Below are 14,158 nucleotides of genomic sequence, written 5' to 3'. Positions count from 1 at the left end.
CGCGCCTTCGGCGGAGGCCTTGCTCCCCCACTCGAATGCTTCCTCAAAATCTTCATCGTAGATAGGAGTTTTTAGCGCCTGGAGCACAATGGTGGGATTGGTGGTACAATCCATTGGCTTGAGGCGCTTGACGGCTTCAACGTCGGCGGTATCGGCGACTACCGTCGTCATCTGACGCGATTGCGCAAGCTTGTCCATGAACTGAACTTCTCCTCATATCTATTCGGCAAGTGACAATCGCTCGGCAATTCCACACATCGATGGTGCTCCACGCCGGCTCAGCTTCGTGGTTTGGTGCAGACATTTTGAGCGCCACTGTCGTTAAGGCATCCTCCGTCCGCTTTCCAAGACGAACAGATCAGGGGTTCTCGGACACGGCGCTCTTTGCTCTCCAGAATTCGAAGAGGTGCAACCGATCGAATATGCCTGTGCCTGAGCGGAGCGCGGAAACGCCGATCAGAAGTGCCCCCCAGATGGCAATTGTCAGGAACTGGCTAAAGTTCATCAAATTGAACGCGGAGGAGATCAGCTGCAAGAGCAGCAACGCAGCAAACAACCCTGATACTTTTCCGGTGCCGCCATATGGATTGATGCCCCCCAGAACCGCCGCCAGGATGCTGATGAGAAGGAAGCTCTCGCCATAGGACGCGTTGGCAGAATTGAATCGGGCCATCATTACAAGCCCGCCGCATCCTGCAAGCGCGCCCGATAAGGCATACGTCAAAAGCAAAACTCGTTTGACATGTATGCCCGAGAACCGGGCAGCTTTCTCGTTGGCGCCGACAAGGTAGACCTTCTGACCGAAGGATGATCGCCGAAGAACCACCGACACGAACACGCAAAGGGCAACAAACAGCAGGAACGCAAGCGGTACGCCCAGATAGGTTCCATTTCCAATCGCAACGATTGGATCTGGAAAGCCTGACAAGACGTTTCCACGCGTCAGTCCAATGGCAAGACCTTTGCAGGCGATCATGGTCCCCAGTGTGGCCAGAATGGGGGATACTCCGAGATAGGCGATGATGAAGCCGTTCAACAGGCCTATCAGAATTGCGACGGCGAGGCCCGCGGCAACCGCGCCTACTTGCCAGGTGAGCCAAAGCACACTTCCAGCATCTCCCCACGGAATTGTGAACTGCAACACCGACGCTATCGTCAAAGCGCAGAGATTGGCCGTCGAAATGATCGACAAATTCAGCCCGCCGGAAAGGAGCGCAAGCATCATCGCAAGACCAAGAATGCCAAGTTCCGGGGTCTGAAAGGCTATCGACTGAAATGTTCCCACACTCAGCAGCCGATCGCCGAGAATGAGGCCAAACACCGCTAGAACGGCCATGAAAATGGAAGCAAGCGTCATCGTTGTGGCGTTCTCTCGAACGAAACGGGATATGAGAGATCGATTGGCGGACGGCTTCATGGTAATTTCCTCCCTAGGACGCGAGTCCAGCATGCCGACGCCGCTGAGACAGCGCAGTCGCCGAGACCGCAAGCAGAATAACGCAGCCGACAAAGAACTGATTCCAGTATGAGGACACGCCGAGCAATATCAGTCCGTTCTGCAAAATTGCGATGAGCATCACGCCCAGTACGGCGCCAAACACGGAGCCGTTGCCACCGGCCAGACTCGCGCCGCCAAGAACGACAGCCGCAAGCACTTCGAGTTCCTTGCCGATGAGCGTCGTCGGCGTAACCGATTGGGCCAGCTGGGCTTGCGATATTGATGCGATCGCAGCCATGAACCCCATATAGCCGTAGACAAGGCACCTCAGGCCGAAAACATGAAAACCAAGGCGTTCGGCGGCTATCTCATTCCCCCCCATGGCATATATTTGACGACCGATGTTTGTCTTGTTGAGCAAGACCCAGGTCATAAGGAATGCGACCACTAGCAACAGCGCCTGGAAATTGATCGCATAAGGAAATCCATTACTGTCGGTGAATTCGAACCACCAGATCCCTTCGCGGAAATAGCTGGGAAGCGAGGTGATATAGTCGCCGCGGGTGCTATATATTAGCAATCCATAAAAAATATTGAGAGTGGATATAGTCACAATAACCGAAGAGATGCGAACCTTATGAATAATAGCCGCATTGAATAGCCCACATAGTATACCAGTGCAGCAGGCGACAAGGAACACTCCGAACCACCCAATTGGATAGGTCTTGGCAATCATGAGAGCCACATATTGAGCGACGCTGGCTATGGCAGTAAAGGAGATGTCGATCCCACCGAACACCAAGACCACAAGCAGACCGGCTGCAAGAATGCCTGCAAACGAAGTGGAGGTGAGAAGGTCGAAAAGGTTTTGCAGCGTCAGAAAGCTGTCCGTCGCTGCCGTGAGGAACATGGACAATACGATGACGACCGCAAGCAGCCAAAATTCGTGACTTCGTGTCCAGCGTTGAATTGTCTTAGGCATAGATCTCCTCCTGCAGATTTCTCTCGGTCGACGAAAGCGGATGGACTTCGCTGACGAGCCTGCCTTGCCGCATGACCAGGACACGATGGGTGTGGTAGAAGACCTCCTGGGCTTCGTCGGAGATGAGCAGTACCCCGACGCCTTCTGCCGCCAATCGGTGCACTATCTCATAGATTCCGTCCTTGGCCTTGATGTCCACGCCGACGGTTGGGCTATCGAGTATCAGCACGCGGGGTTTTGTGGCCATCCACTTGCCCAACACTACCCGTTGCTGGTTGCCTCCTGACAGAGTTCCGACGGGATTTTCGAGGTCGGACACTTTCGTGTTCAGGCGAACGATCCAATCATCGGCTGCGGCTACACGTTTGGCGGGGTTGATGAGGCCGAATTTGCTGGCCAAGCTGTCGAGGACCGTCGCGAGGATGTTTGCAGAAATGGGCTGCCCCAGCGCCAGGCCGAGCATCAACCTGTCTTCCGGGACGTAAGCCACGCCGCTGGCTATTGCGACACGATTGGAGCTGGCTATCAGCGGCTTCCCGGAGACTTCAATCGTGCCGCGGGACGGTGGATTCATACCGAAGATGCTGAGTGCGAGTTCTGTCCGTCCGGAGCCCAAAAGCCCGGTAAGGCCGACGATCTCTCCTTTGCGAATGTCGAAGCTGATATCCTCGTAGTGGCCTGGTCGAGTCAGGTTTCGAACCGCCAGCACAACCTCCGCAGCCTCGCCTCCGGGCCGCGGAGGCGCATAGTGGAACTCATGACCTGTCATCAAGGTCTCGAGCCGCCGTGAAGTGATCTCGCTGGCATCGAAGGTCCCCACCTTACCGCCGTCACGCAGAACCGTTACGCGCTCGGCTATCTCCATTACTTCATCGAGACGGTGGGATACGAACACCGTGCAAATGTCTCTGCTCTTAAGGTCGTTGACGACACGCAGCAGAGAATCCACCTCATGCCGGGTCAACGAGGCGGTGGGCTCGTCCATGATGACCAGCTTTGCGTCGGCGGCCATGGCGCGGCAAATCGCAACCAGTTGCCGGTTTGCGATAGAGAGGTCCGACACCATCGTCTCCAGGTCGAGATTGACGTTGATGCGGGCCATGGCTTTCGCCGCAATGTCATTTATGCGGTTCCAATTCGCGAGCCGAGGCAAGCCCATGTGGCTGCCGATGGCGATGTTCTCCGCCACGGACATATTGGGGAAGAGGGAGAGATCCTGATAGATAACCTGGATGCCACTCTTGGTGGAAAGAATGGGGTCCAAACGAGAATGTTCGCGACCCTCCAGAACGATGCTACCACCTGGATCGGGCGCCTGCACGCCAGCAATAATCTTGATCAGGGTGGATTTGCCCGAACCATTTTCGCCAACAAGACAGTGAACTTCGCCGGCCTCCAGCGACAGATCGACATCTCGAAGCGCACGAACTCCGCCGAAATGCTTGGAGACATGGGTCAATTCAAGGAATGTGGTCATAGTGGGCTTTACCCTTAGTCGCTGGCATCTGTCCTGCCGCAGGCGAGCGAGGGCCCGCCTGCGGTATTTCCTGCAAGGACGGCTACAGACCTTGGGCGATCAGGCCATCCACGGTTTCTTTGTTGATGTGGGTGATCTTGTCGACCTTGATGAGCTTTCCGGGAACATCCACCGTAGCCTTGCCGAGGCCGGGAACATCCATCCCGTCCTCGATTTTCGTTCCGTCGAGGACCAATCTGGCGACGGCAACCATCGCAGAGCCAGCTTCTCTCGGGTTCCACATGAAACCTTCCCGAATGACGCCGTCCATGATCAGGTCCTTGGCCTGCGACGGCAGCACCGTGCCTATGACGGCAACCCGCTTGCTCAGGTGCTTTTCCTTCACGGCGTTGCCGGCGGCGATCGGACCGTTCGAGCCAAACGCGAGAATACCCTTGAGCTTCGGATAGGCCTTCAGCACGTCGATGGTCGTGCGGTAGGCGCTGTCGATTTCGTCGGCGCCAGGGAAGCGATCGGCCACGAGGTTCATCTTGGGATAATGTGCCTTTTGATAGGCGATGGCCGCGTCGGCCCACTTGTTGTGCAGCGGGGTAGTCAGGGTGCCGACATAGACGACATAGTCCCCTTCCTCGCCCATTTCCTTGGCGAGGCTCTGCATTTGAACTTCGCCGAACTTGGTCGAGTCAATGAGTTCGACGTCCCAGTCGCGGCCCTCCTGTTCCGGCCCCTCGTGGACAATAACCTTGATGCCTGCTGCCTGAGCCCGCTTGAGCACAGGCTCGCACGCCTTGACGTCCAGGGGCACAAGGCCGATCACGTCCACCTTCTTGGCGATCAGATCTTCCAGCAGCTTGACCTGCTGAGCCGGATCGATGTTTGCCGGACCGGTCATGGAAACGTCGATGTTGAATTGCTTCCCTGCCTCCTGCAGGCCGCGCTCAAGGGCACCGAAGTACGGGATGCCGGCAATCTTGACAACAGTCACCATGACTGGGTCGGCCGCCATCGCGAGGTTTGGCGTGGCAATCAGCCATGCCACGCCTGCGGCCAAAGAAAACTTCAAAATGTCACGACGTTTCATGCTCTTCTCCTCCTGTGAGCGTTGTAGACTCTAGATTTTCGGAATTGCGTCTGCGGCCCGTCGCCGCCAGCTGTCGCCTCAGAGGCCGTAGCGTGTCGCCAAGCCGCGCAAATACGGCAGCCCCTGATCAAGTACAGCGCCAGCATTGGGCGCGGCCGGCCGCCACATGCAGAGTGCCGCAGCAAGCTGTGGCGGTACCGAGACAAAGCTCTCAATGACAAGATCGCCATCGAATCCGGTGTCGCGCAATGTCCGGAAGACCAGTTCCCAATCTACGGTACCGGTGCCTGGGACACCGCGATGACTTTCGGAAAGGTGAATATAGGGAGAGCGTCCCGCGGCCCGGCGGATGCCGTCGTCGAAACCATTCTCCTCTACGTTCATGTGATAGGTGTCGAGGTGGACGAAGGTATTCGGTTCATCGATTTGCTCAAGCAGCCATATTCCTTGCGCGGCCGTATTGAGGATGTGGGTGTCGAAGCGTGTGCAAGGTTCGACACCGAACGTCATGCCGAGTTCAGCAGCGCGCCGGGCTACCGGCTTCAGTGCCCGAACCACCGCTTCGTACTCGCTACTTGTTGGGGGAACACCGGTCTTGTAGCCGAGCGCCGAGTAGGTGACGCCAGTCAGCATGGAGCACCCAATGTGGTGAGCGGCGTCGAGAACTTGAAACAGATATTGCGTACAGGCTTCCGGAGCCAGGTGCGCCATCTTGTCTTCGGGCAGGCAAAGCGACGCGGTTGCCTGAAGACCATGATCTCGGATTATCGACTTTGCGTGATCCAGATCGATTTTGGCCGGCTCGAACAAAGGGATCTCGATTATTTCCAGCCCGTATCGCGCCGCCTGAGGGATTGCGGCGTTGGCCGCCTCTGTCGTCCACTCGGGCGCCCACAGACTGAAGTGCATTCCGAATTTTGTCATCGTATTTATCCTCCCGTAATCCGCTGCAGAGCCAACGAGAACGCTGGACCAGACAGCGTCAGCGTGACATCGGCAAATCGCCCTCTTCGCGACATTTCTTCGCCGCTGATCATTATGGGGATAGTCATCGAAAAATTTGCAAAGGTCAACACAAATATATCTTGTGAAACACATTTGTTTACGGGATCTGACGCCATGCCCAGCCACAAATTGCCGTTTCGCCGCATTTGTACGATTCCCGCTTAAAAGCATCTAACACAAAAATCTTTCTTGAAATACATTTGGTGTGACGATATATGTCTAGCGGCTAAGGGGATTGTGACCCCGGCAAATCCCATCGGAGGTCAGAATGCCCAAGGAAATCCACATCGACCCTAGGATCTTCAAGGTGCGCAGCACGCTGCAAGCACCCTCAATTCCTATCCACGCGTACGATGAGAATATCGAGGCGGAACGTGCCCGGTATGGCGACGAAGGATTGCTGCAAATTCTGCGCGATATGATGATCATACGCGAATTTGAGACGATTTTGGCTTCGCTAAAGGGAAAGGGAGCATATTGCGGCATTGAGTTTAACTACAAAGGGCCGGCTCACCTTTCGATCGGGCAAGAGGCTGCTGCCGTCGGAGCGGCAGCCTCACTCGAGCCGCATGACCATATTTTCGGAAGTCATCGCAGCCATGGCGAGTTCATCGCGAAGGGCCTTTCTGCGATCCGAAAGCTCCCGGATGATGCCTTGCGTCTGATCATGGAGAGCCATGAGCGTGGTACGCTTCTCAGGACCGTGGAGACCTCTCTGCAGGGTCCGAAAACAAGCGAGACCGCGGAGAATTTTCTACTGCTCGGCCTGCTTTCAGAGATCTTCATGCGCTCAACCGGTTTCAACCGAGGCATGGGCGGGTCGATGCATGCCTTCTTCCCGCCTTTTGGGACTTATCCGAACAATGCAATCGTCGGCGCGTCCGCCGGAATAGCCACGGGGGCCGCATTGCGAAAGAAGCTTGCGGGGGCCAGCGGCATCACTGTGGCCAACGCGGGCGATGGCTCTACTGGCTGCGGGCCCGTCTGGGAAGCTATGAATTTCGCCGCTATGGCACAATTCGAGACGCTGTGGGCAGATGCTTTCAAAGGAGGTTTGCCGGTCCTGTTTTTCTTCACCAACAACTTTTATGCGATGGGCGGTCAGACCATCGGTGAAACAATGGGATGGGACCGCCTGTCTCGCATAGGGCTGGCGGTCAACCAGCAAGCCATACACGCGGAAACCGTCGACGGAACAAATCCGCTCGCCGTTGCTGACGCCGTCGCACGCAAGCGCGAGCTTTTGGTTCAAGGCCGCGGGCCCGCCTTGCTGGACGTCGAATGTTACCGCAGCTCGGGTCATTCAACGACAGATATCAACTCATATCGGACGAAGGACGAGATCCAGGCGTGGGAACAGCACGATCCTATCATTCTGTTCTCCAATCGCCTTCAGGAGGCCGGGATTGTGACCGCTGGCCAGGTCGCCGAACTGCGCGAACAGACAACGGATCGCATGCGCTCGATTACTGCGATCGCGGTCGATCCGGCACTTACTCCTCCCGTTGATATTCATGCAGATCCAACGCTGATCGGCAAGCTCATGTTCTCGAACACCAACATAGAGCTGCCCTCGCAAGAAGTTTCGCTCCTCAAGCCTGTCAACGAGGTGAGCCGGATCCGTCAGGACGCGAAGAAAAGTCGATACGGCTTTGCCGAGGACGGAGCCAAGCTGTCACCCATGCGGGCTATCACATTGCGTGACGCGTTGTTCGAGTCCGTCTTGCACCACATGACGCACGACGGCAGCCTTGTCGCCTATGGGGAAGAATGCCGCGAATGGGGTGGCGCATTCGGCGTTTACCGGGGGCTTGCCGAAATCCTACCGCATGATCGGTTGTTCAATTCACCGATCTCCGAGGCTGCGATCGTTGCGACGGCGGTCGGCTTTGCGCTCGAGGGCGGCCGCGCGCTGGTGGAACTGATGTATGGCGACTTTCTAGGCCGGGCGGGCGACGAAGTCTTCAATCAGATGGCAAAATGGCAATCGATGTCCGGAGGTGAGTTGAAGGTTCCCGTCGTTTTGCGTTGCTCGATCGGTTCGAAGTACGGCGCCCAGCATAGTCAAGACTGGACGGCATTATGCGCCCATATTCCAGGCCTCAAAGTTGTATATCCGGCAACGCCGTATGATGCGAAAGGCCTGTTGGCTTCCGCATTGTCAGGCAACGATCCGGTGGTTTTCTTTGAAAGCCAGCGCCTCTACGACACCGTGGAAGAGTTCCGCAATGAAGGCGTACCGACCGGCTACTACCAACTTCCCATTGGTGAACCCGATTGTAAGCGCGCTGGAGAAGACGTCACAATTCTGACGGTGGGACCTTCGCTTTACTCCGCGCTCGCTGCTGCTGAAGAACTCGAAAGCACCTTCGGCATCTCGGTCGAAGTGATTGATGCGCGTTCGCTTGTTCCATTTAACTATGAACCCGTGCTTGCCTCGATAAGGAAAACCGGACGCATCGTACTGGTATCGGAGGCCTCGGAGCGCGGCAGCTTCCTGATGACGCTCGCCGCAAACATTACGCGATTCGGCTATGAAACTCTTCACGCCGCGCCTCGTGTAATCGGCTCTCCGAATTGGATCGTGCCCGGGGCTGAGATGGAATCAACCTACTTTCCCCAGAAAGATGACATCATTGATGTCATCACCAGCGAGTTGTTTCCAGGCCAGCGCAGCAACCGCCGCAGCATACGTGACTGGGACGATCGGGAACTTGCCCGTCTCGGTCTGTGAACCAACACATCTTTGAGCGAGGAACACATATGGATATCCCGATCATCATGCCGAATCTCGGAAACGAAATCGACGAGGCCCAGATCGACGAGTGGTTCAAGACGGAAGGCGACATGGTCACCGAAGGTGAACAACTCGTCCTGATCACGACACCCAAGGTCACCATGGAAATCGAAGCCCCAGCGACAGGCATTCTGAAGAAAATCCTGGTTCCCGCAGACGAGCTTGCGGCAGTGGGCTCCACGCTTGGGATCATCGAGACGTGACAAACGCGACCGCAAACTTACCGCTTCCAGTCTTCCGCTTGGGTGGGTCGGGGCCGAACCTTCTGCTTCTCCACGGGTTCGGAGCTGACCGAATGAGCTGGATAGCCAATCAGGACGCGCTCATGCAGTCGTTTGCGGTTTTTAGCTGCGATCTGCCTGCGCATGGCGGTCAACCGCCTGGCAGGACTGGCATGAAAATCTCGGAGATGGCCGATGAACTGATTGACGCACTCGCGCGACAGAACGATCGCTTTGTAGTGGTGGGGCATTCACTGGGCGGCGCAATCGCCATCGAACTGGCAGCCCGCCGACCGGATTTGGTCGCCGGCCTTGGCCTGATCGCACCGGCTGGTCTGGGCAAAGAGGTCGGTCGAGAATTTCTGAGCGAACTGCCTGAACTTAGCGAGTTGGGCTCTGCGTTGGCGCTACTTCAGCGTTTGGTCTCGCGCCCGCGCCTGATAACGCCACCGATCGCTCAACGGCTCCTCGATCACCTGGAACGACCGGGCATTCGTGCCGCTCTTAGAGCCCTGGCTTCGGAGTTAAGCCATGTCGAGACCTCGATTGAACCCCATGTGGCCTCCATAGCCGTCAGCAGAGTTCCGCGGATCGTCATTTGGGGAGAGGAAGACACGATAAATCCGATCGACCGTCCGAGACTGTCGAGGTTCAACGCTCAAGTGCTGACTCTGCCGGATACCGGGCATCTTCCTCACGTTGAGGCAAGCAGAGCCGTAAGCCGACATCTTTGTGAATTTCTGAAGAGTGCCGTATTGGAATTGGGGGGATGAGTTCATGATCGTTGTCTGCGGTGATGCCTTGATTGACTTCTTGCCGGTCGCGCTCCCGGAAGGTGGCAGTGGCTACATCCCTGTCTGTGGTGGATCCTGCTGCAACATCGCGACTGCGATTGGCAGGTTAGGCGGGAAAGTCGGATTCATGGGAGGGCTGTCCGAGGATTTTTTTGGCGCCATGCTGGTTCAGCAATTCAACGAAGCGGGGATTGATCTTCGCTATGCAACCCGCCTGCCTTTCGACACGACGTTGGCTTTTGTGCGTCTGGGCGACGACGAGCCTGAGTATGCGTTCTATGACAGCGGCAGTGCGGCACGGCACTGGACGCTGAAAGGGGCACCATCTTTGGGCACCGAGGTTGACGTCCTGCACATCGGTTCGGTCACGTTGATTCACCCCCCTGTCTCGAGCGCTTGCGAGTCGCTGTTCGAGAACGAACAGGGTAAGCGCGTGCTCTCAATCGATCCAAACTGCCGGCCCGGTCTGGCGCAGGATCCAGAGGCATATCGCCAGCGTCTCAATCGCCTCTGCGGTATGGCTGATATCGTAAAGCTGTCGGTGACGGATCTCGGATTCATGCAGCCGGGTGTTGGGCCGCATTCAGCAGCGGAGAGTTGGCTTTCAAACCAGGCCAAGATCGTCCTCGTCAGCCGGGGTGCGGGGGGCGCAACGGTTTATCTTGCGGGTGGCAGAGTCGTTGAAGTTCCAGCACGCCCTGCAAGGGTTGTTGATACCGTTGGAGCCGGAGACGCACTCATTGCAGGCTTTCTCACCCATCTCCAGCAGAGCGGCGACTTGCATCGCGATAGCATCGGTGCCTTGACGGGTGACCGGGCTCGCAAAGCTCTCGAGTTTGCCGCACATGTTGCAAGTCTTGCCTGCGAGCACCGCGGAAGTGACCCGCCGTGGCGCAGAGAAATCATCGTGGCTGGATACGACGAGAGCAGTCAAATGTGACGCCAAGCACCGCAAGCTATTGCGGAGGCTAGCCGTGCCAGTTAAGGGTGAATCGCCACGTCTAGAGATGCTTTACTCGAAGATCTGCGAACGGATTTGGGCGCCGTTCGCATCGTGGGCGCAACGATTATCCAAGTTGGTAGAACGATGGGCTGCCGACACTTTCGGAGGGGCGGATTGGATGACAAAACTGACAAGGATGCCCCCCACCAGCTTGCTGGACGCTGAAAGCCTCAGGTTGAAGGCAGCTTTTCTTTATTACAATCAGAAACTTACCCAAAACGAAGTCGCCGCAAAACTGGGGGTCAGCCGCAGCACAATCGTTAAGCTCCTCGATGAGGCGCTGAAGCGGGGCGAAATCCAGATTTGGGTGAAGCAGGCCGCAAGCGAGTTGGAGCTGGCATCTGAGCTGGAAGCCGCGCTCAATCTCGACGAAGTGATCGTCACGCCGCCGGCGAAGGATGTCGACGGAACGGCCCGGGCCGTTGGGCAAGCGCTGGGTCAGTTTCTTTCCGACACCATTCCCAACAACGCGACGATCGGGGTTGGCTGGGGACGAACACTCAGTGCCGCGCTTTCGAGTTTTCGCCCGCTGCGGCGCGAAGGGGTAAAAATTGTGTCTCTGCTTGGAGGTACAGTGGAAGCCCAGCATGAAAATCCGATCGATTTTACCTGGCAGCTCGCCAATCAACTCGGGGCGCAATGTTTTCTTTTGATGGCGCCGCTGCTGGTTGATTCTCCCGACACCAAAGAACGCCTAATCGAAAAGTGCGGTTTGAATCGGATCATGAAGCTGTCCGCCGATCTGGACATTGCACTGGTGAGCGTCGGCGATATCGGCACCCATTCAACATCGCTGTCGGTCGCATCTCTTGCGCCAGAGGAGTTGGAGACGCTCATCAGCGAGGGAGCAATGTGCGATGTTCTGTGCAATTTTCTCGATCGAGACGGCCGCACGGTGGACCATCCGGTAAACGATCGGGTGATGTCAGTCGATCTCGATACAGTGAGACGCGCACGGCACGTGGTTATCGCATCGGGGGGAGAACAACGAGCCGCCGCAATCTTGGCAGCTATCAGGCGAATAGGCTGCAATACTTTGGTGACTGATGAAAGCGCTGCGCGTCAGATGCTCAGCTTGCTCAGAGGTCCAAGGGTTGATTGATAATTTTCATCGCCGTTTTTTCCAGTTCGCCGCCAAGAACGACGGCTGGGCCGAATCGCTCCAAAACCACCGTGTCGGCGTGGCCGACCATATGGGCTTCCGGATGGCCGAGTTGCCGAGGCCGTGCGCTGATGTCCTGCACCCCGGACCAGAACGCACTGGGCCTGGCGCTGCCGTGCGCCTCGGGGATCGAGGGTTATCTTAAGGAAAAGCAGGAAAACAATGTCCCCATCCTGGCGCCGGGCGAGATCTGGTCCGCGGCCTATAGGTTCGGCTGCCTCTCGGCCGACTTGGCCCAAACACTGAACGACAAGACGATGCGTGCTTCGATCGCTTAGGAGTCGAAGTGGGTTCGGCACTCCGCCCGCATGAAAAGCGATCTTTCTGAAGCAGGACTCAACGAGCCGGAACGCACTTCTCCTAAATGTTCATGTGGACCTTAGAGGTGTCATCGGCTTGGGCGTGGGTTAGGATCCGTTGGCCCGCCCTCACCGTCGAAGATGTGGAACCTCGCTCGGGGCATCAGGAAAATAGTGTCACCCGCGCGGAACCAACGCTCGCCCACGCCCCGAACGGTAGGTGTACCGACACAGGCTACTGATTGTGTGTTAAGCATGGAATGTTGACCCCTCTCGGGGGTAATACTTATCCGATTTTAACCCCTTGGATTTCATCCGACCATCGGCTTTTGCCAGTAGATGGGGTGGAGAGTTGGAGAGAGTGGATACGATTGCCCGTGTCCGACGAGCCTTCCATGTTCAGGGCTGGTCGGTGAAGAAGATCACCGAGAGCTGAATGTTTCGCGGAATACAGTTCGCAAAATCCTGCGTTCTAATGCGACTCATTTTGTCTACTAACGAGAACATCAACCGTTGCCCAGGATCGGAGCCTGGAAGGCCGAGATCGAGCGGTTTCTGGTTGCCAATGGGCAAGCCGTCGCGCGAACCTATGACGCGATCAGGCGATATGCCAACACCTTTCCGCCCGCGACATTGGGATTAGCCACTCCGGAATGCTCTAACGCTTTCTCGATAACCGTCTATGATCAAATCGGCGGTGTTTTTCGTGCCTGGGCTCGCTTGAGAACGGGTCGCAGCGCTAACCCAGAAGGCGTGCCGACTTCCAATCGCCAAGCTTGCAATCGCTGGATGCGATGAGGAGTTGGACAGCCGAAGAGATCTCTCCGCGATAAATGGCGAGATCGGCATCGGTTGCATCGGAAAAATCGTGGTGCCGTGTCACCTCCTGATTGCTGTAGAAGCGGGGCACTAGAAATCAACTTGAACTTGAACCGAGTGCACCGCGTTTCTCGCATCAGATGCCGGCTGTTCTTCCCCAAGCTCGTTTTTGCAGCGACATAACAGGACGTGGGGGCCTGGCTCCGGCGACCAAGTCAACTCGAACCGCTGCCAACTTCTTCCCTCGCGCGGCCCTAGTGAGGCAGTCTGCCATGAGCCTCCACCGTCCACGCTGACCTCGACGCTAGAGATCCGGCGATCTCCCCAAGCCCAGCCCCATATTTTCGTTGGCATGTCCGCTGACAGCAGATCATTTGGGGACGGCGATACGATAACGGACTCCGGGGCCACGTCCCAAACCGGCTTCGTTCCCGACGCGGTGGGGTCATTATAGAACCGCGTCGTATAGGCGCCGCTTGCGCGCCGATCCGCAGCCGTGATCGAACCAACCCATTTTACTGAGTTTGTGCCATACCAACCCGGCACAACCAGTCGAACCGGACCTCCACGCTCCGGAGTGAGCGGCCGGCCGTTGATCTCAAGTGCAAGAAGAACCTCTTCTGCGAGTGCCTTCTCGATAGGCAGTTCTTTTTGATAGGTTTCTTCAATTTCAGCGTATTCGCCCCACTCGAGGCCGGAAGTCCATACATATGACGTATCGGTGCTGATCTTTGCACGTTCCAGAACAAGCGACAGCGGCACGCCTTTCCAAACCACATTTCCGATCCTGCGCTTGGCAACTGTCGGGGCAAGAGGGCTTCCAGCGCATTCGTGAAATGACATGTACTCGCGCTGAGGCATGGCTTGAAGATCCGAGAGACGCAATCTCGTTGGGGTGCCCACGAGGCCATCGACATCCAGATGCCAATGGTCGGGGTCGATGTTCAGGAACCCCATATGCGTGACCAGAAAGAGATCTTCCTCCGGAGTGATCCAGGAGTTGAGGGCGTGAATCCCGTTCGCCGGCCCTTTGAAGGAGAAACCCTTCCGTATCATGTGCATACCCGTCCGAGTCATCGC

The 14,158-nt window shown here is 56.8% G+C and carries 12 protein-coding genes and 1 pseudogene; 6 read left to right on the top strand and 7 right to left on the bottom strand.

Going from position 1 to position 14,158, the window contains the following annotated elements; genetic code table 11:
• Positions 1 to 18 precede the first annotated feature (18 nt).
• From FFM53_RS32215 to FFM53_RS32190, 6 genes and pseudogenes are all read right to left on the bottom strand, one after another.
• Positions 19 to 198, bottom strand: a pseudogene (locus FFM53_RS32215) (transaldolase family protein); the annotation flags it as partial.
• A gap of 160 nt (positions 199 to 358) precedes the next feature.
• Complete coding sequence (locus tag FFM53_RS32210; protein WP_138333654.1) at positions 359 to 1,417, bottom strand: ABC transporter permease; 1,059 nt, start codon at positions 1,415 to 1,417, stop codon at positions 359 to 361.
• Between the two features lie 13 nt (positions 1,418 to 1,430).
• Positions 1,431 to 2,420, bottom strand: coding sequence for an ABC transporter permease (locus tag FFM53_RS32205; RefSeq protein WP_138333655.1), 990 nt, complete (start codon positions 2,418 to 2,420; stop codon positions 1,431 to 1,433).
• On the bottom strand, positions 2,413 to 3,897 hold the full coding sequence (locus FFM53_RS32200) for a sugar ABC transporter ATP-binding protein (RefSeq protein ID WP_138333657.1): 1,485 nt from the start codon (positions 3,895 to 3,897) through the stop codon (positions 2,413 to 2,415). Before FFM53_RS32200 ends, FFM53_RS32205 begins: the two co-directional genes overlap by 8 nt.
• Positions 3,898 to 3,979: 82 nt before the next feature.
• Positions 3,980 to 4,978, bottom strand: coding sequence for a substrate-binding domain-containing protein (locus tag FFM53_RS32195; RefSeq protein ID WP_011654711.1), 999 nt, complete (start codon positions 4,976 to 4,978; stop codon positions 3,980 to 3,982).
• 78 nt (positions 4,979 to 5,056) lie between these two features.
• Entirely contained in the window at positions 5,057 to 5,902 is an 846-nt protein-coding gene (locus tag FFM53_RS32190) for a sugar phosphate isomerase/epimerase family protein (RefSeq protein WP_138333659.1), read from the bottom strand.
• Between the two features lie 349 nt (positions 5,903 to 6,251).
• On the opposite strand from FFM53_RS32190, the gene FFM53_RS32185 reads away from it, so the two are divergent.
• From FFM53_RS32185 to FFM53_RS32160, 6 genes are all read left to right on the top strand, one after another.
• The gene (locus FFM53_RS32185) at positions 6,252 to 8,717 is read left to right on the top strand and encodes an alpha-ketoacid dehydrogenase subunit alpha/beta (RefSeq protein WP_138333661.1); all 2,466 of its coding nucleotides are present in this window, start codon (positions 6,252 to 6,254) and stop codon (positions 8,715 to 8,717) included.
• A 29-nt stretch (positions 8,718 to 8,746) separates the two neighbouring features.
• Positions 8,747 to 8,983, top strand: coding sequence for a lipoyl domain-containing protein (locus FFM53_RS32180; RefSeq protein WP_138333663.1), 237 nt, complete (start codon positions 8,747 to 8,749; stop codon positions 8,981 to 8,983).
• A gap of 92 nt (positions 8,984 to 9,075) precedes the next feature.
• On the top strand, positions 9,076 to 9,774 hold the full coding sequence (locus FFM53_RS32175; protein ID WP_246401443.1) for an alpha/beta fold hydrolase: 699 nt from the start codon (positions 9,076 to 9,078) through the stop codon (positions 9,772 to 9,774).
• Between the two features lie 4 nt (positions 9,775 to 9,778).
• Positions 9,779 to 10,735 (top strand): carbohydrate kinase family protein, encoded by a 957-nt coding sequence (locus tag FFM53_RS32170; RefSeq protein ID WP_138333667.1) that lies wholly within the window; start codon positions 9,779 to 9,781, stop codon positions 10,733 to 10,735.
• Between the two features lie 181 nt (positions 10,736 to 10,916).
• Positions 10,917 to 11,900: a sugar-binding transcriptional regulator gene (locus tag FFM53_RS32165; RefSeq protein WP_138333669.1), complete on the top strand. Its 984-nt coding sequence runs from the start codon at positions 10,917 to 10,919 to the stop codon at positions 11,898 to 11,900.
• 131 nt (positions 11,901 to 12,031) lie between these two features.
• Positions 12,032 to 12,238 carry a hypothetical protein gene (locus tag FFM53_RS32160; protein ID WP_138333671.1) on the top strand — a complete coding sequence of 69 codons (207 nt, stop codon included), beginning with the start codon at positions 12,032 to 12,034 and terminating at the stop codon, positions 12,236 to 12,238.
• A gap of 930 nt (positions 12,239 to 13,168) precedes the next feature.
• Here FFM53_RS32160 and FFM53_RS32155 read toward each other — a convergent pair.
• The gene (locus FFM53_RS32155) at positions 13,169 to 14,155 is read right to left on the bottom strand and encodes a molybdopterin-dependent oxidoreductase (RefSeq protein WP_138333673.1); all 987 of its coding nucleotides are present in this window, start codon (positions 14,153 to 14,155) and stop codon (positions 13,169 to 13,171) included.
• Between the last annotated feature and the right edge of the window lie 3 nt (positions 14,156 to 14,158).

This window comes from Rhizobium indicum (assembly GCF_005862305.2).
Taxonomy (GTDB): domain Bacteria; phylum Pseudomonadota; class Alphaproteobacteria; order Rhizobiales; family Rhizobiaceae; genus Rhizobium; species Rhizobium indicum.
The sequence above is the reverse complement of the archived record's forward strand: the minus strand, read 5'-3'. Positions and strand labels throughout refer to the sequence as shown.

Bases quoted from the DNA above. Each gene is read 5' to 3' on its own strand.
- FFM53_RS32210 (WP_138333654.1), bottom strand. From the start codon at position 1,417: ATGAAGCCGTCCGCCAATCGATCTCTCATATCCCGTTTCGTTCGAGAG.
- FFM53_RS32205 (WP_138333655.1), bottom strand. From the start codon at position 2,420: ATGCCTAAGACAATTCAACGCTGGACACGAAGTCACGAATTTTGGCTG.
- FFM53_RS32200 (WP_138333657.1), bottom strand. From the start codon at position 3,897: ATGACCACATTCCTTGAATTGACCCATGTCTCCAAGCATTTCGGCGGA.
- FFM53_RS32195 (WP_011654711.1), bottom strand. From the start codon at position 4,978: ATGAAACGTCGTGACATTTTGAAGTTTTCTTTGGCCGCAGGCGTGGCA.
- FFM53_RS32190 (WP_138333659.1), bottom strand. From the start codon at position 5,902: ATGACAAAATTCGGAATGCACTTCAGTCTGTGGGCGCCCGAGTGGACG.
- FFM53_RS32185 (WP_138333661.1), top strand. From the start codon at position 6,252: ATGCCCAAGGAAATCCACATCGACCCTAGGATCTTCAAGGTGCGCAGC.
- FFM53_RS32180 (WP_138333663.1), top strand. From the start codon at position 8,747: ATGGATATCCCGATCATCATGCCGAATCTCGGAAACGAAATCGACGAG.
- FFM53_RS32175 (WP_246401443.1), top strand. From the start codon at position 9,076: ATGAGCTGGATAGCCAATCAGGACGCGCTCATGCAGTCGTTTGCGGTT.
- FFM53_RS32170 (WP_138333667.1), top strand. From the start codon at position 9,779: ATGATCGTTGTCTGCGGTGATGCCTTGATTGACTTCTTGCCGGTCGCG.
- FFM53_RS32165 (WP_138333669.1), top strand. From the start codon at position 10,917: ATGACAAAACTGACAAGGATGCCCCCCACCAGCTTGCTGGACGCTGAA.
- FFM53_RS32160 (WP_138333671.1), top strand. From the start codon at position 12,032: ATGTCCTGCACCCCGGACCAGAACGCACTGGGCCTGGCGCTGCCGTGC.
- FFM53_RS32155 (WP_138333673.1), bottom strand. From the start codon at position 14,155: ATGACTCGGACGGGTATGCACATGATACGGAAGGGTTTCTCCTTCAAA.